General features: G+C 40.0%; 23 protein-coding genes. 17 read left to right on the top strand and 6 right to left on the bottom strand.

The features are described from left to right. Positions 1-14: 14 nt before the first annotated feature. The gene (locus tag ACXAEA_RS14225; protein WP_475096539.1) at positions 15-1529 is read right to left on the bottom strand and encodes a spore germination protein; all 1515 of its coding nucleotides are present in this window, start codon (positions 1527-1529) and stop codon (positions 15-17) included. A 351-nt stretch (positions 1530-1880) separates the two neighbouring features. Between ACXAEA_RS14225 and ACXAEA_RS14220 the strand changes: the two genes are divergently transcribed. Further along, positions 1881-2057 carry a hypothetical protein gene (locus tag ACXAEA_RS14220; RefSeq protein ID WP_475096538.1) on the top strand — a complete coding sequence of 59 codons (177 nt, stop codon included), beginning with the start codon at positions 1881-1883 and terminating at the stop codon, positions 2055-2057. A 139-nt stretch (positions 2058-2196) separates the two neighbouring features. Here ACXAEA_RS14220 and ACXAEA_RS14215 read toward each other — a convergent pair whose 3' ends face one another. Next, positions 2197-3609: a glycoside hydrolase family 18 protein gene (locus ACXAEA_RS14215; protein WP_475096537.1), complete on the bottom strand. Its 1413-nt coding sequence runs from the start codon at positions 3607-3609 to the stop codon at positions 2197-2199. Between the two features lie 172 nt (positions 3610-3781). Between ACXAEA_RS14215 and ACXAEA_RS14210 the strand changes: the two genes are divergently transcribed. The 14 genes from ACXAEA_RS14210 to ACXAEA_RS14145 all read left to right on the top strand — a co-directional run bounded on the left by ACXAEA_RS14210 (position 3782) and on the right by ACXAEA_RS14145 (position 15513). Then, complete coding sequence (locus ACXAEA_RS14210) at positions 3782-4150, top strand: hypothetical protein (protein ID WP_475096536.1); 369 nt, start codon at positions 3782-3784, stop codon at positions 4148-4150. 164 nt (positions 4151-4314) lie between these two features. Then, the gene (locus tag ACXAEA_RS14205) at positions 4315-4653 is read left to right on the top strand and encodes a YolD-like family protein (protein WP_475096535.1); all 339 of its coding nucleotides are present in this window, start codon (positions 4315-4317) and stop codon (positions 4651-4653) included. A gap of 200 nt (positions 4654-4853) precedes the next feature. Next, positions 4854-5378: a cysteine hydrolase family protein gene (locus tag ACXAEA_RS14200; RefSeq protein ID WP_475096534.1), complete on the top strand. Its 525-nt coding sequence runs from the start codon at positions 4854-4856 to the stop codon at positions 5376-5378. A gap of 72 nt (positions 5379-5450) precedes the next feature. Further along, positions 5451-5867, top strand: coding sequence for a hypothetical protein (locus ACXAEA_RS14195; RefSeq protein ID WP_475096533.1), 417 nt, complete (start codon positions 5451-5453; stop codon positions 5865-5867). Between the two features lie 177 nt (positions 5868-6044). Further along, positions 6045-6953 (top strand): DMT family transporter, encoded by a 909-nt coding sequence (locus tag ACXAEA_RS14190; RefSeq protein WP_475096532.1) that lies wholly within the window; start codon positions 6045-6047, stop codon positions 6951-6953. A gap of 180 nt (positions 6954-7133) precedes the next feature. Beyond that, the gene (locus ACXAEA_RS14185) at positions 7134-8372 is read left to right on the top strand and encodes a glycine zipper domain-containing protein (RefSeq protein WP_475096531.1); all 1239 of its coding nucleotides are present in this window, start codon (positions 7134-7136) and stop codon (positions 8370-8372) included. Positions 8373-8381: 9 nt separating this feature from the next. After that, positions 8382-9164 (top strand): hypothetical protein, encoded by a 783-nt coding sequence (locus tag ACXAEA_RS14180; protein ID WP_475096530.1) that lies wholly within the window; start codon positions 8382-8384, stop codon positions 9162-9164. Continuing rightward, positions 9154-9672: a DUF5381 family protein gene (locus ACXAEA_RS14175; protein ID WP_475096529.1), complete on the top strand. Its 519-nt coding sequence runs from the start codon at positions 9154-9156 to the stop codon at positions 9670-9672. The genes ACXAEA_RS14180 and ACXAEA_RS14175 overlap by 11 nt, the downstream gene beginning before the upstream one ends. Positions 9673-9752: 80 nt before the next feature. After that, positions 9753-10265, top strand: coding sequence for a DUF5381 family protein (locus tag ACXAEA_RS14170; protein WP_475096528.1), 513 nt, complete (start codon positions 9753-9755; stop codon positions 10263-10265). Between the two features lie 549 nt (positions 10266-10814). Continuing rightward, on the top strand, positions 10815-11486 hold the full coding sequence (locus ACXAEA_RS14165; protein WP_475096527.1) for a sigma-70 family RNA polymerase sigma factor: 672 nt from the start codon (positions 10815-10817) through the stop codon (positions 11484-11486). Positions 11487-11506: 20 nt separating this feature from the next. Then, the gene (clpP, locus tag ACXAEA_RS14160) at positions 11507-12088 is read left to right on the top strand and encodes an ATP-dependent Clp endopeptidase proteolytic subunit ClpP (RefSeq protein ID WP_475096526.1); all 582 of its coding nucleotides are present in this window, start codon (positions 11507-11509) and stop codon (positions 12086-12088) included. A 229-nt stretch (positions 12089-12317) separates the two neighbouring features. Continuing rightward, a complete protein-coding gene (locus tag ACXAEA_RS14155) occupies positions 12318-13502 on the top strand; it encodes an LL-diaminopimelate aminotransferase (protein ID WP_475096525.1) in 1185 nt (394 codons plus the stop codon). 476 nt (positions 13503-13978) lie between these two features. Next, positions 13979-14806 (top strand): pentapeptide repeat-containing protein, encoded by an 828-nt coding sequence (locus tag ACXAEA_RS14150; protein WP_475096524.1) that lies wholly within the window; start codon positions 13979-13981, stop codon positions 14804-14806. A gap of 161 nt (positions 14807-14967) precedes the next feature. Beyond that, positions 14968-15513 carry a hypothetical protein gene (locus ACXAEA_RS14145; RefSeq protein WP_475096523.1) on the top strand — a complete coding sequence of 182 codons (546 nt, stop codon included), beginning with the start codon at positions 14968-14970 and terminating at the stop codon, positions 15511-15513. Between the two features lie 47 nt (positions 15514-15560). On the opposite strand, the gene ACXAEA_RS14140 is transcribed toward ACXAEA_RS14145, so the two are convergent. The 4 genes from ACXAEA_RS14140 to ACXAEA_RS14125 all read right to left on the bottom strand — a co-directional run bounded on the left by ACXAEA_RS14140 (position 15561) and on the right by ACXAEA_RS14125 (position 18575). Next, positions 15561-16376, bottom strand: coding sequence for a DUF2785 domain-containing protein (locus ACXAEA_RS14140; RefSeq protein ID WP_475096522.1), 816 nt, complete (start codon positions 16374-16376; stop codon positions 15561-15563). Between the two features lie 119 nt (positions 16377-16495). Beyond that, positions 16496-17365, bottom strand: coding sequence for a permease prefix domain 1-containing protein (locus tag ACXAEA_RS14135; protein WP_475096521.1), 870 nt, complete (start codon positions 17363-17365; stop codon positions 16496-16498). 8 nt (positions 17366-17373) lie between these two features. Next, positions 17374-17703, bottom strand: coding sequence for a PadR family transcriptional regulator (locus ACXAEA_RS14130; RefSeq protein WP_475096520.1), 330 nt, complete (start codon positions 17701-17703; stop codon positions 17374-17376). 122 nt (positions 17704-17825) lie between these two features. Continuing rightward, positions 17826-18575, bottom strand: a complete 750-nt coding sequence (locus ACXAEA_RS14125; protein ID WP_475096519.1) for a YqcI/YcgG family protein — start codon at positions 18573-18575, stop codon at positions 17826-17828. Positions 18576-18763: 188 nt separating this feature from the next. Between ACXAEA_RS14125 and ACXAEA_RS14120 the strand changes: the two genes are divergently transcribed. Both ACXAEA_RS14120 and ACXAEA_RS14115 read left to right on the top strand, forming a co-directional pair. Then, complete coding sequence (locus ACXAEA_RS14120; RefSeq protein WP_475096518.1) at positions 18764-19153, top strand: thiol-disulfide oxidoreductase DCC family protein; 390 nt, start codon at positions 18764-18766, stop codon at positions 19151-19153. Between the two features lie 379 nt (positions 19154-19532). Then, the gene (locus ACXAEA_RS14115; RefSeq protein ID WP_475096517.1) at positions 19533-19892 is read left to right on the top strand and encodes a hypothetical protein; all 360 of its coding nucleotides are present in this window, start codon (positions 19533-19535) and stop codon (positions 19890-19892) included. The last annotated feature ends 177 nt before the right edge of the window (positions 19893-20069 follow it).

The raw sequence follows: 20069 nt of genomic DNA, 5'->3' as shown, positions 1-20069 counted from the left end.
CTTTCCACCTACTTTTAACTCTTCCTGAGTCTCACCTTGTTTTTCCTGCTCGCTGGAGCGGGTCTGTTCACCATATTCTTGATTGAAAATCGGAATAATAGATCTTTTTGCTCAGAGAGCCTAAATGGGGCAATTGGAGCAAGATAAGGGATTCCAAAAGACCTTAGGCCGCACATATGCATACCGATCATCAGGGAAACAATCAAAACCCCATAAAGTCCAATATAGGAAGCCGCAATCAACAGTATAAAACGAAGAATACGTGCTGTAATCGCCAGATTGTAGTTTGGAATAACGAAACTTGCAATGGCTGTTACAGATACAATAATGACCATGGCTGCAGAAACAAAACCTGCTTCAACTGCCGCCTGGCCGAGAATTAGTGCTCCCACAATTGATAGTGCAGACCCAACAGCTCTAGGCATTCGGATTCCCGCTTCTCTCAGTACCTCAAAGGTAATCTCCATGATCAAAGCTTCAATGATTGCAGGAAAGGGAATCGCTTCTCTTTGCGCTGCGATGCTGACCAGGAGGACTGTTGGAACAAGGGCATGATGATGCGTGATCATGGCAACATACAAAGCAGGAGCGTAGAGTGATAGAAAAAATGCACCAAGCCGAAGGAATCTCAACATAGTGCCGATATATTGGTTTTGGTAATAGTCTTCTGGAGATTGGAAAAATTGAGAAAAAGTAACTGGAACAATCAGAACATATGGGGTGCCGCTGATAAAAATGGCTATCCGTCCCTCGATTAAATTACCTACGACCACATCAGGGCGCTCTGTATTTTGGACAGTTGGGAAAGGGCTTGGCTGGTCGTCTTGAATGAAGCTCTCAATATAATTCGATTCAAGAATTGCATCGATTTTAATACTCTGAAGCCGCTGCCTTACTTCATCAACAATCGATTCTTCAGCTATGTCCTGTATGTACATAAATTCAACAGCTGTTTGTGTCACTTCTCCAATCTTAAATGATTCAAGCCTCAGCTTTGGACTTTGGATCCGGGACCTGACAAGAGAGGTGTTTGTCCTAAGGTTCTCCGTAAAGCTATCTTTAGGGCCACGGATTACTGTTTGGGTGGTTGGTTCAGATATACTGCGTGAAGCGACTTCTTTTGTATCTAGAACAAGAGCGATGCTCTCTCCGTCAACCAGAACCACAGTGCTTCCAGATACAATCGCTGCGAGTACATCATCAAATGTGTATTTTTCATTGAAATTTGTAACTGCAATGGATTGTTCTAAATGATTTTTCACCTTAGGTAATTCATTGATGTCTTTTAATAATGGCTCTAAAATATGTTCATCGATCTTTTGCGCGTTTGTAATGCCATCAATATGAATAATAGCAAGAGAATTAAGTTGCCCTGAATGCTTAATCAGTCGCACAATCAAGTCAGAACAATAGCCAAGATCCTCTTTTATTTTCGCAAGATTTTGATCCAGGCTAGTACCGAGCTTTGTTTGAGAAGGCAAAGGATTTTTTAGGGATTTACTCTTTTGAGAACCGAACTTCTTCCACATTGATTCCTGCCTCCCTCTGTTTAAGATTCCACGATTATCATTACCAAATTGCGCTAATTTATGTAATTGGATGCAACAGAGGGAGATATGGGTGAGCTTTTGAATAAAGGTCTGAAACTATTTACCTGCAGATCCGTATGAACAATAGGGAGGCGGTATAATATGATCAAGATTGCTGCGCACTGTTCCATCTGTAAAAAAGAGATTCAACCATCCGAATAAGTATATGTAAAAATTAGATATCCGAAAAATAGAGGAATGACCGAAATCAAAGCATATTTGCAAAACGAGGGCAAAATTTTTTGTAAAAATTGCTATTCAAGTTCAGAAAAAAGGTAGGAGGAACCAGACGTGTTTGTGGAAAAGCGGGCTGAAAAGAGAAGGAAGAAGAAAAATGAAGGAGATTATGGATTTTGGGATTTTATTTTTGATGTTTTATTTTGGATTCCTGAGTTGATCATTCTGCCATTCAGGTTGTTATTCCTAATATTCAGGTTCCTTGTAAGGTCTGTGTTTGATTCATTTTAACTTGATCTATTCGAAGCTCCTGTTTGCAATGGAAGGCTGTGCTGGCTTTCAAGGGAACTCTTTTCATCTATTTGCTGATAACATTTCTTATAGAGTTTAACAGCAAAAATCCTGCAAGCCATCTCGCAGGATTTTTCATTTATTGTTTTCTGACCATAAACTGATCCTGCAATACTGGCCAGTTTTGCGGGAACGGGACTCCGAGGACCCAGTAGCTGACGCCTCTGAGGCCGTATTCTTTTACTGTATCGTACTTGGCTTGAACGCTTCGGGCATCTTCGAACCAGACTTCGTGCTGTTGGCCTTCTCCGTCGCTATAGCGGAAAAACGGTGATTGATAGGTGTCATGGAATTCGATATTTACTCCGTATTGGGTTGCGAGGTTTACTGCTGCCTTTGGGCTGACTGTGCGTGCATATGTTCCTTGTACCCATGGGATCCTCCAATCTCTTCCGTATAACGGAACGCCCATTAGTATTTTTTCAGGGGGAATGGCGGTTACGGCATAATCGAGAACTTTTCTTACTTCGTTTAATGGTGCAATTGCCCATGGTCTTCCCCCAGACCAGCCCCATTCATAGGTCATGATCACAACGAAATCCACTATCTCTCCATGAGCGTTATAATCGTGGGCTTCGTAAAGCAAGCCTTCCTGATCTGCCCGCGTTTTTGGTGCGAGTGCAGTTGAGACAGTATAGCCCTCAGGGTGAAGGCGGGCAACGGTTTTCCGCAAAAAGTTATTATAGTTTTCACGGTCTTCAGGGAAGACATATTCGAAATCAATATTCAAACCGGTATAGCCTTTTTCCTTTATTTTAGCTAGGATGTTTGTCAGCAAGGTGTCCTGTGCTGCCGGATTTCTTAAGATGGCTGCTGCACGGTCAGAACTGAACGAGCCATCCGCAACATTTGTGATCGTTAACAAGGGAGAAGTGTTCGTTGGTACTGCCGCCTGAAGGACAACTGAATCCTGCAGGTTGAGCAGGGAGCCGTCTTCTCCCATACCATAGGAAAAAGGTGCAACATAGGTAAAGTGAGATCCCAGTGTGAGCACCTCTTGTCTGCCCGATTCGTTCATCTTTGTAATATATGCATTTACTTCAATGACAGGTCTGGAAGGGGATGGGATTCTGAGTATACTGCCTGGATATATGAGCGCGGGATTGGAGATTCCATTTGCCTGTACGATCTGGTTCACGGTGACACCGTAACGCTGTGCAATCGACCATAGAGCTTCGCCGGGTTGGATCGTGTGGAAAGAATAAGGAAGTTTCAGCATTTGTCCGACGAAAATTAACGATGGATTTGAAATATTATTATAGCTTGCGAGATCTTCCACAGTAGTTCCATATCTTGAGGCAATTGTCCAAAGGTTATCTCCTTGCTGCACGACGTATTCCATATTTAGTTCCGGAATCACGAGCGACTGGCCCACAACCAAAACATTAGGATCTTCAAGCCCATTCACTAAAATTATCTGATTGTTGGTAGTTTGATAACCCTGTGAGATTCGCCAAAGTGTGTCTCCAGGTCGAACAACATGTATTTTCATGTAATATCATCCTCCACTTAATTTACCTTTTATCATGGTATGCTTCTAAAAGATGTCCTATCTGTAAAGTTTTCTACGATTTTTTTTCTGAATTTTTAGAATAAAAGAGTATACCTTTCCTCCAATTCGTATATAATAGACAGAAAAAACTATTAAACAAAGGGGAAAAAGTATGGTTACGTATGGCACTTTTTTACGTTTAGTAGAAGAGGCGGAAAAGTTGAACTGCAAGGTGATTTTAGACTCGAAGAAAAAAATCAATTTTAACCCTGACATGTCCATAACCATTCCTTTATCGACCACACTGGAAAATGTATATGCCTTTGCACATGAAATTGGCCATTTAATTGATTTTATTAACGGCGAGCTTCATTATGAAAAATGGCTGAATGACTGGTCTTACAGGATTACGGCTGAAATGAGCGCATGGGTCCACGCCTATAAGATATTGCAGAATTTAGATGTGCCTTTGGATGGATGGAAGGACCACGTCAATGCAAAGCTCTCGACTTATTTTAAATATCAAGAGGTAATTGCATAACAAGCCGGCTATGAAGCCGGTTTTTTTCTGTTTAACCGGAAGTCATTCTTTAAAAAAACTTCAATGTTAAAAAACTTTTATCAAAAAAAATTACCCCCCCCTCTAGTTTACGAACGTTTGTTCGGGATATAATATCATTAAACAATCCCGAAAGGACGGTCAGCATGAGGATACGTGACAGAGGAAAGCTGAAATTTATGCCAGCCCATTTCATGCCGGAGCATAGGGCTTTATTAAAAAGGCTTGCTCGGGATGAGCTCCGGAAGCCCAGGCCATTGCTGGATGAATACGACATTCAAGAGCTGGAAAACTCTATTTGCCTTGCCATGGAATATACATACACAGTTGTGATTACAAAGTGGGATGACGGATTTACATACGAAGAAAAAGGGCGTGTACATTATCTCGATCCAATACGGAAAGAGGTCCGTTTGGTAACCGAGGATGGCTGCGCAGTCGCAATCCCTTTCGTCGATATAGTTGCGGTAGAGGTATTTGAGTAAAAAAGATAATAGCCAGGCGCAACTCGAGTTACAGCGTTTATTGTAATGATGGTGCTTTTTAGTTTTGTTAAAAGGATTTATTGGGTTAAGGAAGAAGTAATGATAGTGCAGTAAAGAGTGATTAGTCAATGGGAACATCTCTGTAGTTGGCTATTCAGGAAGGTAAATTACAAATGAAAAACTTTAAGGGGATTTAAACAATGACAAAAAAAGCATTGCTTATTATCGACGTCCAAAATGAAATGTTCCAAGAAGGGAATGTGGTGTTTAACGGGAATCATTTAATCAACGGAATAAAGAATTTATTGACCAATGCACGTTCCAAAAAGATTCCGATTTTTTACATCCAACATAATGAACCAGCTGGTTATTCATTAGAGCATGGATCTGAATTATGGAAAATCCATTCTGAAATCACTCCGCATGAAGAGGATATCATCATTCAAAAAACCACTCCGGATTCATTCTATGAGACAACTTTAGCTGAAGAATTAAAAACAAAAGGGATCGAACAATTGATTTTGGCCGGCATCCAAACTGAAATTTGTATGGATACTACATGCAGGAGCGCATTCAGTAAGGGATATAAGGTAACTCTAGTGTCTGACCTGCATAGTACATGGGATAGCAATGAACTGGCAGCCCAGCAAATTATCAATCACCACAATAATGTATTACGCTGGTTTGCAGATGTTCAGTCAAGTGATGAAATTCGTCTTGATTAAAAGGAAGTACTAAGCAGAAATTTTCATAGGCAACACCTCACCTTAACAGTTGATTGCAAAGGAGTGATTTAAATGGAACAGTCCACACGTGAAAAGGGGAATGTAAAGGTCACTAGCCCGATTGACTGCGGCAATGCACCCAAAAAACTATTGCTGAAAGCTTTGACCATTGGCTTTGCAAAAAGAGAATTTGGCACTCTAAAAGAATATGTTGCTGAAAATATTCACTGGCAGATCGTTGGCGACAAGCATATCAATGGGAAGTGCGAATTTGAGAACGAATTGCTTCAAATGGAAAGCAAGGTTGTCACTGAAGTCCGACTCGCCTCAGTCATCACTCATGGAAATACTGGTGCAGTTAATGGTTCTTTAATATTAAAGGATAATAATAGCATTGCATTTTGTGATATCTATACTTTCACTGGTGCCGGTAAAAATGCAAAGGTGAAAGACATCGTGTCGTACAGGATAGAAGAGAATTCATTTTAATCGAATACTGACATAAGGAAAGAAAAATACAGTTCGATAAAATAATTGATTGGAGTTACATATATGGCAAGGACTTCTTCACAGGAGTCCTTACTTTTTTTGTAAAATATCTTCTTGGATAAAGGGAATCCCTTGCCTGGCGGAGAATATACTTTTTTTAAAAAGGGAGGGACCATAGTGACGAAAATAAATGAACAAGCCAGGTTAAGTCCATTCCTATTTGGTGTGCTTGTAATTGTAACAACCTTTCTAATGGGCTCTTCTTTTACAGTTGGCAAGGTTGGTTTAAAGTATGTTTCGCCATTATTATTGGTTGGATTAAGGTTTACGATTGCCGGAATACTCATGGCGATTTTGGTCAGGAAGAAGCAGCTCCCGGCAACTCGGGTTGATTGGGGAAGAGTAATAGTCATTGGCATGGTTCAAACTGCGGGGGTCATGGGCTGTATCATCCTCAGTTTGCGAACAATTACGGCAGGTGAATCCTCCATCTTAACTTTTACTAATCCGCTAATGGTTGTCATCATGGGGACAGTCTTCCTCGGAATCCGTTACCGGCTTTTACAGTGGATCGGTGCGATAGTAGGCTTTTTTGGCGTGTTTATTACTCTTGGTTTCCATTTACAGCTGACATCAGGAACTCTGCTCGGACTCGGCGCGGCGGTGTCATGGTCGATTGGTACCCTTTTGATAAAACTATGGGGCAGCCGCTTTAACGTCTGGGTACTGACGGCGTACCAGATGCTTTCCGGAGGAACCATACTCTTAGTGATGGGACTCACTTTGGAAAGTCCGCGTCTTGTAATCAATCCACTGTCCATTTCCATCATATTATGGCTGGCCATCATGGCATCGATTGTACAATTCGCCATTTGGTTTTATCTAATCAATGAAGGGGATCCTGGAAAAACAAGTGCCTTCCTGTTCCTCGCTCCGTTCTTCGGGGTTCTAACTGGCTGGGTCCTGCTGGATGAAGTGGTTAAACCTTATGTATATATAGGTGGTGCACTTATTTTCTCAGGGATTTTCTTCGTGAATTGGACATTTAAACCGAAAAGAAGTTTAACCCTCCGGAAAACCGGGTAATAAGACCTGAATGCTTATTGGATAATTCACCCTTTACGCCTATATTTAGGTAAAAATGAATATTTAACTAATAAATATTCTCATCTATAATTAGATTGGTATGGAAAACTTCACCAATACAAAAGTCTTATGGGCCTTGGGTGTTGTTAAACAAATTTTTAATACAGGAAGTGATGGTCCTTGTCATCGAAAATTATATTCAACATCAATGAGGTCAATGGTTCGATATCAGGTTTAAGCCACACGATTTCCAGATTGCAGAGTATTCAAAGTAATGTATCTGGTGTAAGGAACAGTGTGGATCCGCGGATTCTTGGGCGGAGTGGAATCAGTGGACAATTCAGACGGGCGTCCGCTTCTTTTGACCGGATCGAAATGAAAATGAATCAGCTTAAATCCTTTACAAACAACTCTGCTGATCGATATTCAAATTCTGAAAATCGGGTGAACCGTCAGGCGGATGCGATGAATAAGGCGATTGATGCAGCGAGGAAGCAGATTGATGAGCGATTCGTTAGCGATTTGTATGAAACATATAATAATACCTATGGCAGATGGGTGGATTTCCTGCATGGTGCACAATATGCCGCTGGTGCAGGACTCATGCATCTGCTTGGATTCAGGTTTGCGGATATCGATGGTGTACTGCGCAAGTTCCAGGTAGTCGATGATGTTTTTTTGGGAAAGATGCGGATACCTGTTGCCAGCATGGTCCATAAAATTGAGACATCAAAATTGAATATGCTTGCCAGGTTGATGGTGAGCCCTACCAGAGCGTTTGGAAAAAAAACATTGTCTGAACTAATATACAAGCGAACAGCTAATTATTTTCCCAAGGACATCGCAGGTCTAAGCAATAGCGTTTCTAAACTTATAGCCGATGGCAAAAGAAGTACGTTGGTAAATGCGGTAAAAAATAATGCGGGAAGTGTATTGAAGAACGGTCTGAGGCTCGGAAAATCGAATGCAGCACTGGCCGTATTGATTACAGCAGGTGCAGAAACGATTGGCGCAGGAATCAAAATTACCGAAAATTATAATATGTATAGTGGCGAGAAGCTGAAGGAAGAGAACGCAAAAGTAGTTGGCAGTGCTGTATATAAAACTGCGGTTGTATCTGGTACTTCTGTTGCAGGGGCTGTGATAGGGGGAACGCTTGGCAGTATAGCCGGACCTATAGGAACAGTTGCCGGCGCTGCAGTCGGCGGCTTTGTGGGAAGTTGGGTTGGCGACAAAATCGCAGGTAAAACTCCTGCTTGGGTCGATAAAACAGCTTTGCACTTTAAAGATGGTATTCATAAAGGTACTGAGGCGATTGCTTCTGGTGTCAGTAAGGTGAAGGATGGATTTAATGATGTGAAAGAACATGCATCGAACTTATTGGGCGGAGCGAAATCATTCCTTGGGTTTGGAGATTAGGAGGGGAACATGAATAGAATTTCACTTTCAATTGAGGAGTTAATTTATTGTTTTTACAACGAAGGATATTTTGAACATGGAAATGCATTGAAGCAGGTTTACTTCGGGGACCTGGACGATGAGAAAATGGATCTTTTGCTCCAGATTACTACTCGATCACTTTTATCCAAAAGTTTGGTTGTGTATGAGAATCACAAATTTATATTAGTAGAAGAGTTGGCAGAAATCATCTCCATGCTAAATTACTCAGAACAGTCTATTAAAGCCTCCCGACACGGAGTAGAGGGAGGAGAGGAGTCTGTCTCCTTCCATTTCAGCGGAAAGACAGTACTACAGCATTCTTTGATGTATGATGACCAGGTGCATGTCTTTGAAAAAGTATCTGTTGAAACAGCGGCAGAGCTTATTACGGGGTTTTACAGAGTCAGTAACCATGGCAGTGAAAGTCAATTTGAACTCAGCGAGGCAGAATTTGAACAGTTACTGGAATCCATGGAAGATAATAACAAGCTATTTGAACTACCTGTGCTGCAGGGTGAAAAACAGCAATTCTATGAAACTCTGAAAGCAACAAATGGTTTATTAAATACGTTACTATTTTTGGAGTTTACGGAGCAAAAGGAACCAGTGGCTAAGAACGTAGTGTTATTTACTAATGACAGCAAGCGGAACTGGGTCATTGAAAAATACGAGGATGTTTTTTATATCAATCAATGCGATAGCAGAAAAATAAATCAATTAGTAAGAGAAAATGTCATAGAGCCATTGGAAAAGGTGCAATATGGAAAATAAAATCGAAGAGAATAACATAAAAGTTTACGACGATCGTGTCGAAGTAGTCTATACGAGCGGAGGTGCAGGGTGCCTGCTGATTGGCGGTGGATTCCTGTTGGTGGCCTCCCTCTTTATCTTATTTTACATAGTTCCCACTTCAGGGTTCGTCAGGTCTTTTATCGGAATTATTATTGGTGGCTTTGGATTACTGTTTTTCGGTACAGTTATGCTAAAGGTTGTTGGAGCATTGCTAACCGGCAAGGCAGTTTATACGGTTCAGGATGGATATTTTAAGGGCAAGAAGACATCTGTCAGAATCAGTGAAGTCAAAGATATGAGATGGGCTGGAAGGTCATTGAAATATCTTGCAGTAAAGACAACAAATAATAAAACAGTCAAGATGTCCTCCTATAACCTTGTCCCGGAGGAGAAAGTGGAACAGGTGATAACCGAATATGTCGTTCCTCATTCGACCCCTGAATTCAAAGTGAACTGGGAAAAGCGTATGAGCAATAAAGGTGTCTGAATTTAAGAAGCTTGCAGAGATATTCGTTTCGTTCTGCAAGCTTTTTGTCATTGAATATAGATATGAAGGGTGTCCATTAAATGGGAGAACATAATATCAAAATATCAGAAGGTAAGGTGGAGGTTGTTTATACCAACCCAGGCGCAGGTTGTATGATATCATCTGCTTTGTTCGGTACGTTGCTTTCTGCGTTCGTCCTATTTGTCGTAGCGCCTGATTCAGGAATCGTAAGAGGTTTTTTGAGTGGCGTCATCGGGATCATAGGACTACTCTTTTCTGGGGCGATTTTATTAAAGCTGATTGGTGTGTTAATGACTGGGAAAACCTTGCTTACTGTAGAGAACGGATTGCTAAAAGGGCGTATGAATAGTGTGCCAATTAATGAAATAACAGATATAAAATGGGGCGGCAGCTTAAAGTACCTTGTTATCCAAACCGTTAACAAAAAGAAAATGAAAATTCCTACATATAACTTGGTAAGCGAAGATAAGGTTCAAAAGGTTATTGAACAGTACATAATCCCTAAAGGCAGATCAGAATTAAAGAGGAATTGGATAAATAGGTATGAAGGAGATGGCAGGAATTTGTTTTAATTGAAAATGGTCCAAGATGAAGCCTAGTTTTATAAGAACCAATTGATTTGAAAAAAATAATAATTAAGGGGCAATGATGATTGTGTACAGATTTTATGAGAAATTAAAAAGTTTATTTGGCGGTGTAATTTCTTTATTTTCTTTGATTGTATGTCTTGCTTCTTCTGTATCATTTTTCATGGAGGGTGACATTCTCTATGGAATAGTACTTTTTGTAATAAGCACGATTTTTGTAGGCGTATGTATAATGTTTTTTTCTGACCTCAGACGAAAAAAAAATGAGTCAGCCTAAACAGCATGTGAAGGACGACTATTCTAGACAATTTAATTTAACGTCCGGTAATACAGGTAAATGTCTATAGTCGACAATCACGTTTAATGCTTGCTACAGGTCTTATTCTGTTCAAAAGAAAAAATTGTCTATTGAACGGGTAGGATAAAAAATGGTTTACATATAATGAAATACTCGAGAAAATTTTTCATTAAGACCGTATCTTTCCCCTCCCTTAATCCGTTTTAGGTGCAGAGAGGTTAAAAGGAGTGAACAGGATGTATATTGAAAAGCGGTGGAAAGTGAATGCAGCTGAGGAACAAACCTCAGGAATCATGGTGTTTTATGAGAATCTGCAGCAATACTGCCGTTTTCTGACACAGAGCAGCTGGGATGGCGATGATCTCGTTCATGAAGTGATACTAAAAGCGATTCACCATTATGATTCATCACAGTTTAGTTCAGCTCTGTTGAAGAAAATTGCCTATAACCATTGGGTCGATACAATCAGAAAGCAGCGGCGCGAGATTACTGGATTACCGGAAAATCTTACTTCGTTCACACAGAATAACATCATGGATACAGTCGAAATGGTTATGACTAGGCTAACGCCAAAGCAGGCTGTTGTTTTTATCCTGAAAGAGGCTTTTCGTTTCAAATCAAGCGAAATTGCCGAGCTAATGAGGACAACAGATATGGCAGTAAAAGGGTCTCTTCACCGGGCAAGAAGGCGCCTTGAAAGGGAAGGGAGCCTTCGTGAGGTAAATCAGGATTTGAGTGAAGAAGAAAAAAAGAGGTTAACCGAGCTGCTCTCAGAATCACTAATGGCAGAAGACCCGACTGTATTGATTGAAAACATCCCTGAAATCCCAGCGCTGTCTGCAACCACCTCACCGGAAATGTCCTTGCGTTCACGTTTCCCTCTCTCTACTTTCAAAATGGCTGCGTAAGCAGGAAAGGGAGGACCAAAGTGAGTACAATTCCATACGTAATTGAACAATCCAACCGTGGAGAGCGTTCCTACGATATTTATTCCCGGCTGTTAAAGGACCGGATCATTCTGCTTGGAGACGAGATCAATGATCATGTTGCGAACAGCGTCATTGCACAGCTTTTGTTCCTTGAAGCAGACAATCCCGAGAAGGACATCTCCATCTATATTAATAGTCCAGGAGGTTCAACCACAGCGGGCTTCGCGATTTTTGATACGATGGAATACATCAAGCCCGATATCAGCACCATCTGTATCGGAATGGCCGCATCTTTTGGAGCAATGCTCTTGCTTGCCGGCACAAAAGGCAAGCGATATGCACTTCCAAACAGTGAAATCATGATCCATCAGCCGCTTGGAGGGGCAAGGGGGCAGGCAACAGAAATAGAAATTTCGGCCAAAAGAATCCTCAAGCTCCGGGAGCATATTAATCAGCTGATTTCTGAGCGGACCGGCCAACCGGTGGAAAAAATCGAGAAAGACACGGACAGGGATTATTTTATGACCGCCAATGAAGCACTGGAATATGGGATCATCGATAAAATTATTTCAAGGAATTAGTTATTAGAAAGAAAGATGGGCTGCCTGGCAGTTCATCTTTTTTATATTCAATAGGATTGTTCCTCTATGGTCACATTTTCTCATTAACTAAACAAATGATACAAAAATCCATTTGATACTGGTATAGAAAACTTCAGCCTGATATAATCGATTTTATATTTCGAAAAATTAAGAACAATCAACCTTTTAAGTGCAACAAGAAATCTAACGAAAGAAAAGGGGAATGTCCATGAAATTCAGTGGATCAGAAAAGATTAGAAAAATGACATCCAGTATTTTTCAGGAAGTGGTTGATCGAAAGCAGGCTGCATTATTGAACGGAAAAGATGTCATCGACCTTAGCATCGGGAGTCCGGATTTCACGCCGCCGCCATTTGTTGTGGATGCTTTGGTGAAATATTCACAGAATCCTGGCAGGTATGGTTATACGTTAAAAGGGATTAGTGAATTTAACGAGGCAGTAAAATATTTTTATGAGCAGCGCTATTCCGTAGAATTGGATGAAAAAAGCGAGGTCCTCCAGTTGATGGGTTCGCAGGATGGTCTTGCACATCTGGCAACTGCAGTCATAGACCCTGGGGATTATGTCCTTGTTCCCGATCCTGGCTATCCAATCTATGAAGCTAGCGTTACGATCGCAGGAGGCAGCATTTATCCAATGCCGCTGCTAGAGGAAAATAATTTCCTGCCACAGCTTGATGAAATCCCGAAGGATGTTCTGGAAAAAACGAAAATGATGATTTTAAGCTATCCAGGAAATCCTGTCACCGCGCTGGCTGATCGTCATTTTTTCGAAGAGGTTGTGACGTTTGCTAAGGTACATAATATTCTGGTTGTCCATGATTTTGCCTATTCTGAGTTGATCTATGACGGGAACCCGCAAATCAGTTTTCTGTCTGTACCGGGTGCAAAGGAAGTTGGGGTAGAGTTTAACTCACTCTCAAAAACTTTTAATATGGCAGGCTGCCGTATTGGCTATGTGGCTGGCAACTCTCAGGTCATTGAAGTTCTCTCATCATTCAAATCGCATATTGATTATGGCATCTTTTATCCGATTCAGAAAGCAGCGATTGCCGCTCTGACTTCTGATTTTTCTTTCTTAAAGGATCAGGTGAAGCAGTATGAAGCAAGACGGGATGCATTAGTATCAGGGCTCAGGAATGGCGGGTGGCAAGCGGCCAATTCCCCAGCCACGATGTTTGTCTGGGCGAAAATCCCCGAAGGGTGGAAATCACGCGACTTTGCCTTTAAGCTGATTGAAGTGGAAGGGATTGCTGTCGTGCCCGGGGATGCTTTTGGCAAGCAAGGCGAAGGGTATGTACGAATCGCAATGGTCCAGCCTCCGGAACGACTAACAGAAGCAGCACAGCGAGTAAATCAGTTTCTGATGGATTTTACTGTTGTTATCCAATAAAGAATCTGTTCGGAATACTAAGAAGGAAACAATGAAGCAGTGGATTTCATTTTCGAAATCTCACTGCTTTAATAGCGAAAAAAGAAATATATCGACCACTTTTTGAAATATATCAGCGGAAAACAAATAGATCGACCACATTTTCCAATATATCGTCCAACTACATATTTGCAATATGAATTCCAACTGATATATCAGATTTTAAAAGAAAAGATTATGTTAAAATTATCCTTAAACGATCTCCAAAATGTAAACATCGATTGAGTCAAAGACTTATTTCGATTTATTGGCATACGAATTTTTTGCAGGTTGCATCTGTATCCTCTGCTGCTCGGCATCTTTCTTAAATGCTTCCATTGCCTTAGTGTAGAGTAAACTCATCGGTTCAACCTCCTATACATGTATTAGTAATGCCCTTCCCTTTCTTGATATTTATAAACATTTGGATTTAAAACATTTATCGGGAGTTGTGATGAATGACAACTACAAATATCGATAACCAGAAGGTACGAAACAATTTAAATGCTGATTGTGAAAATTGTTTCGGATTGTGCTGTGTGGCATTGCCATACGCCAAATCAGCAGACTTTGCTTTTGATAAAGAGGGAGGAACTCCTTGCAATAATTTGCAGACAGATTACCGTTGCGGGATACATAGCAAGCTAAGGAATAAAGGTTTCAAGGGGTGTACGGTATACGAATGCTTTGGCGCCGGACAAAAAGTTTCGCAGGTGACATACAAGGGCCGTGATTGGCGAAGTCACCCTGATTCTGCAAAAGAAATGTTCAACGTGTTCCCGATTATGCAGCAGCTTCATGAAATGCTGTGTTACCTGGAGGAATCCATTTCTTTAGGGGAGGCAAATTCCATTCATCCACAGCTGCGTGCTGCTTATGAAAAAACAGAGTCACTGACGAAACTTGATGCTGTGGAAATCATCGCTTTGGATGTTCCAGCGCATAGAGCGGAAGTGAATGATTTGCTTTTACAGACGAGCAGCTTGATTCGAGGCAAGGTTAAAAGTAAGCAAACACAAAGGGGGAAGGTTCTTCTTGGTGCAAAGCTAAGGCGTGCCGATCTTAGAGGGACTGATTTGCGAGGGGCGCTGTTGATTGCAGCTGATCTTCGGGAAGCGGATCTTAGAGTATGTGATTTTATTGGCGCGGATATGAGGGATGCCGATTTGAGCGGTGCGAATCTAGAGGGCAGCTTCTTCCTTACACAGGCACAGATCAAATCGGCTATTGGAGATTATCAGACAAGATTACCTTCGAATTTGCAAACACCGAAGCATTGGCACTAGAGGTCGGAGGTGAAGTCTTTTATTGGTTGTGAGTGGTATAAGTGTGGGTTTGGCTGAAAGTTGCCTCGGGTTTGGAAGTTTTCGGTTAGGTATTTGGATAAAATTTGAAACTATTCATGGGGTCCCCCGTATTAATAAGTAACAGAAAAGGGGGAGAATGGATGAGGAAGTTATGGTTGATTCCTATAATGGTTGTTTTAATACTCGCAGGCTGCCAGCAAAAGCAAAATGGTGTACTTGATACCAGTAAGCTTGAGAAGGTTGAAGAGACCGGAAATGCAACCGATGAGCAATTAAAGAGCATTCCAATCATGTATAAAGTGCCATCACTCAAAGTAGGCTTAGGAGCATTGCCTTTCGAATTGAAGCCGCCTAAAGACCTTCCATTTGACGCCATGCCGCTCAAAATGACGATTGAAGACTTTAAGCATGATGGAAAAGAATTATCGGTCACCCTTGACAGCGTGTCAAAAAAGAAAGAAGACCAAATCATTTTGAGTATCTTAGTCCATAATTTTAAAGTAGAATATGCTGATTTATCAGGAGAAGAAGTCCAATTGAAGGATGGTGTCGCCGGAAATTATGAGAATGGAGCCCTTCTTTTTGAAAAGGATGGACTCATTTATCATGTTGGCTACAGCAATCAAAATATCTCTCCTGAGCAGTTGAAGGAAGATACCATTGATATGGCTAATCAAATGTTATAAAACATTGAGTCTATAAAAAAATGCTCAGGACAAATCTGAGCATTTTTTTAGTTCTGCAGCTGGGATTTTAAAAGGTTTTCAATCTCTTTTCTCGATTCTTGACCTTTATTTAAAAATAGTAAACGGAAATAAAGTGATTTTAAGAATTGATTTAAGTTTGTATTTTTCCTAAAGTAGGCTGGAGTATGGCCACAAGAGTTTTTAATATCAGATACTTCATTTGATAGCTTAAAAATCCAATTTGTTAAGGATTGTTCGTCCATTCCTTTTTCTAATAGGGCTGTTATGGCATAAATGAGCCGCTCATCTTCCTCATCAACATAGGCTGTCTCTTTTAATATGCAGTTTCCAATCGTATCAAGACAATTGCTGGCTAAAGCTTGATTAAACAATGGATGTTTGACTGCTTCATCTAATAAATCTGCTCCGTGAGCAATACTATGTGCCCAGCCTTTTTCCTCTACATATCCGCGGGTATCTTCTTCCTTTTGCAAATAAAGAATACTGGCCTCTATGGCATTTAGCACAGTTGCTTCAGCAAGAAATCGTTTCTCACGATCTTTGCCTAAAACAAGAGCTATTACCAATGTGGAAAATGCTCTGGTAAAAACGGTATCGTTATTCACTGTGCCGATGCCGAGAAATAAATGATTCTGGTCGAGGCATGTTTCAATCAAGTATTCCATTTGTTCCTGGCTAAGATAATTTTGTTTAACCAAGTAATAAAAAGAAGTGTAAATCAGTTTGTCACGCAATACCGGATCTGTGGAGCCAATATTATCCATCATCGCTTTTATCAGCTGATTGAGATTCCTGCTTCTTATCGTTTCAGGACTCTTAAAATCCAATTCTCTCATTTCCATCTTCAATTGCTCTGCAGCTATCACTAATACCCATCCTTCGTTACACATTTACTATATTTTAACATATTTTTTTCTAAAGAAGATTGAAAACAGCAACTGTTTCCAGCTGCTGCTTCTTTTTACTTCATTACATTTTTCAAATGTCTGCCTTGTCTATTCAGGAAGATCCACACAATTGCTAGTACGATGAATAGTGCAAGGAATAAAATCGGCAGCTGATAAAAATTCCAGAAGCTTGGTCCGTAATGTTTCAATTGGTGCTGCATTTCGACCGTCTTTTCATATGATCGATTGTATTCATATTGAACAATCCATTGTTCATTAGCCATCATGACCGTGCCTAAATCGTAGTCACTTGGTACGATTTCTTCCTTGTTTTCAACAATACCGCTATCACCAATGACAACTGCTGCCTGTTCGTAATCAATTGGGAAGTGGGTTGTAGGTTGATTCAGCACATTTTCATCATTTTTCAAGAAATCAGCCGAGCCAGACGCTGGAAACACTGCCAGGAAATTTAACTGCTCCTGGTATTTTTCAAAGATTCCAAGCAATAGATCCTGTTCTTTTTTTGTCACTTCGTTTGTTGAATCAAGGATATCAAAAGCATCATCCATTATAGATTGTTTTTCTCGTTCAACGATTTTGAGGTCGTTGACTTCTTTATTAAAATCTTTTACATCCGTAAGGGCATTAATGAAGAAAAAGATACTAACTGCCAAGAATAATAGAGCAAATGATAAGACATAATTTGTAAATCTCTTTTGGACTGTGAAGTATTCGGACAGTTCTTTTTCAATTTGGCTTTCACCGCCAAAATTCTCAATCGAAATTCGGATTGCTTCTTTTTCTGTCTTCCCTTGAGCTGTTAGCTCTTCGACCGATTCAATTAAGTGAGAACGCATTTCTTGCCTTAAATCTTCTATTTCTTGGGGATCTCCAGATACATTTCTATAAATGGAATTCACATACTGATCTATTTGCTTCAAATTTATTCTCACCCTTCAATAAAAGTATCGATGATCTTTTTTACAAACTGCCATTCCTCGCGTTTTTGTTGATAACCTTCCACACCTAAAGGAGTAATTTTATAATACTTTCGTCTTCCACCGGGACCTTGTTCATCACCCCAGTAGGATGAAATCCACTCATTCTTTTCTAAGCGCTTTAAGGATAAATAAAGCGTTCCTTCCTTTAATTCAAATTGATCATCGCTCTTTTCCCGAACTAATTTAGCTAATTCATATCCATATAGATCTTTTTTATTTAGTAAAGAGAGGATTAATGTGTCTATATGGCCTTTCAAAACTTCTTTGTTAATTTCCAAATTTTATCACCTCTATAAACAATATAAATTATAATACTTAATAATGCAAGGTATTGTATAAAATTAATTTACTATGAAATAATCAAGAATACATAAAAAAACACAGGATTCCTTCCTGCGCTTTATTTTTCCATCCCAAGAAATCTAAGAACCCTATGGTAAGGGCATTTGGATAAGGAAGTATCATCATCCCTGAGAAAATATTGCCGCCATTCAAAGTTATCCTCTGAACCATAAGTATTGAGATCCGGGTGTATCGTAATGAAGTCATAATTAAACAGTCTTTTTCGAACCTGAGCCTTAATGCTCTGTGCGTATTTTTGAGATTTATTGAATTCCTGGAGAACCCATCTTGGGGTGATTGCGAGCATCATGACATCAAAGTATCTGCTCTTGCGGCTTTCGTGAGCAGGTGTGGCACAATACATAAAGTATTTTTCACCATTGAAACAAAATTCCCAGATAGGATCGTGTGGATCATAAGGTATGTCTTCAGGCCAATCATGCTCATCCAAGGCACTTAGTCCGTTAAGCTGCTTCCAAAATAGTTGCTCAAAATCTTCCACGGTGCCATCCTTCAAGGTATCTGGTGTCTCATAAAACACGATTAATGATGTGTAGCTGCCAAACTTCCTCGAGTGATCCGTATATATGGTTAATAATTCAGCAAGTTCCCTTATTGTGGACGAATTTCGCGGATCGCCAACAAACCCATACCGAAGCTGATTCATGGAAAAGCCTATCGTCGCAGGGATACAGGGAAAAGGCTTTTCTTTATCACTCATTTTGGCGAAGAATTTTTCGAGGGCATTCTTTTCCCAATCCAGTAACTGATCCCGTGCAGAGGGACCATGCGTATACAATTCTTTCATCACAGGCACCTCCAATAGCTTCTACACTATATTCAAAGCATGGAGGTTAGGGTAGATGTCCAGGGACAAATGGGCAAGTACCCAGAGTTGGGAACAATAAGTGGGCAAATAGATGTTTCATAAAGCCGAATAAGGATATATGTTAAAATAAAGACAGTATCAAGTCCGATAAATAGGAGGGATGTTCGATGCATCCTGTTATTTTATTTGACGGGGTTTGCAATTTTTGTGATGCAAGTGTCCAGTTTATCCTAAAGCGCGATCCTAAGGAAACCTTTCACTTCGCTTCACTGCAGAGTGAAGCAGGGCAGGAACTGTTGAGGAAATACAATGTCCATGATGACGTGGTTAGTATGATTTTGATTGAAGATGATCAAGTCTATTATAAATCGTCTGCTGCTTTAAGGATTTGCCGCCATTTGCAAGGCGCATGGAAGCTCCTATATGTATTCATGATCTTTCCGGCTCCAATCAGGAATTTGGTTTATGATTTTATTGCCAGGAATCGTTACAAATGGTTCGGCCAAAAGGATAGCTGCATGCTGCCGCCACCTAATGTCCGGAAACGATTTTTATAATGTAGTGGAGAAAAAAACGGAAAAGCTGAATAACGGGTTTGGATACCTATCACAAAAAGTTAATTTGCAATGTGAAATGTAATGTTTGTTGAATGTAAAAATGTTATTGGTATTGTGGACTCAATTGCTATGCCGGCGATTGGTCCTTTTCTTTTGTGTACATTTATAAGCATTTTACTTTGAAGGATATAAGCCTCTTTTTGTTGAATTTCTTATTAAACTAAAGATGCAGTTTAATTGAACAAGCCTTGGGATAAATGAGCCAATAGATTTGAAACCAAAGAGGAATTCGTTACGTCCTATATCACAATTTTAAACAAATATTGACCATTTAGTTACTTTTAAACAAACCTTAAAGTTAGCCCTCATGGAGGATAATATGAAAAAAATCATACTAGTTTTATTTTTGGCAGGCCTAGTTACTCTCTTAGCGTTTTATTCCTTAAACAAGAAGGAAGAGGTAGTGCCCGATATAAAGCATTCCTCAACCATGAATATCATTGTTAAAGATAAGTCAAAAGTGCATGAACCCAAAACAAATTTTAAGATTGAAGTTCAAAACCTATCTGAACCTAATCAGGAATTCTATATTGTAATTGACGATGAGAGGTTATGGAACCTAATTAATGTTAATAAAGAATACTTTGTTTTAGTTGAATGGGTGGACCAAAGTATGATTTCAGAAATCAGTGGAAAGAAAACCAGTCTTTTACAAATTGAATACATGAATTTAGATTAACGGAAAGGAAGCTATTTACATTAGAAAGTGACTAGTCCTGTCAGTTTTAATTCAATTTTTATGGAACTTGTTATTGAACATATGAAACAGTTTAATTTAAGTGAATTATTTACAATCTGTTTTTTTATAGGTCCTTTTCCTCCAAACAATAAAGCTCCCACAATACGAAAAAGAAGA

It is taken from the genome of Mesobacillus sp. ABV4_180 (assembly GCF_056158485.1).
Note: the sequence above shows the minus strand (reverse complement) of the source record. Positions and strands in the feature narration are given on the sequence as shown.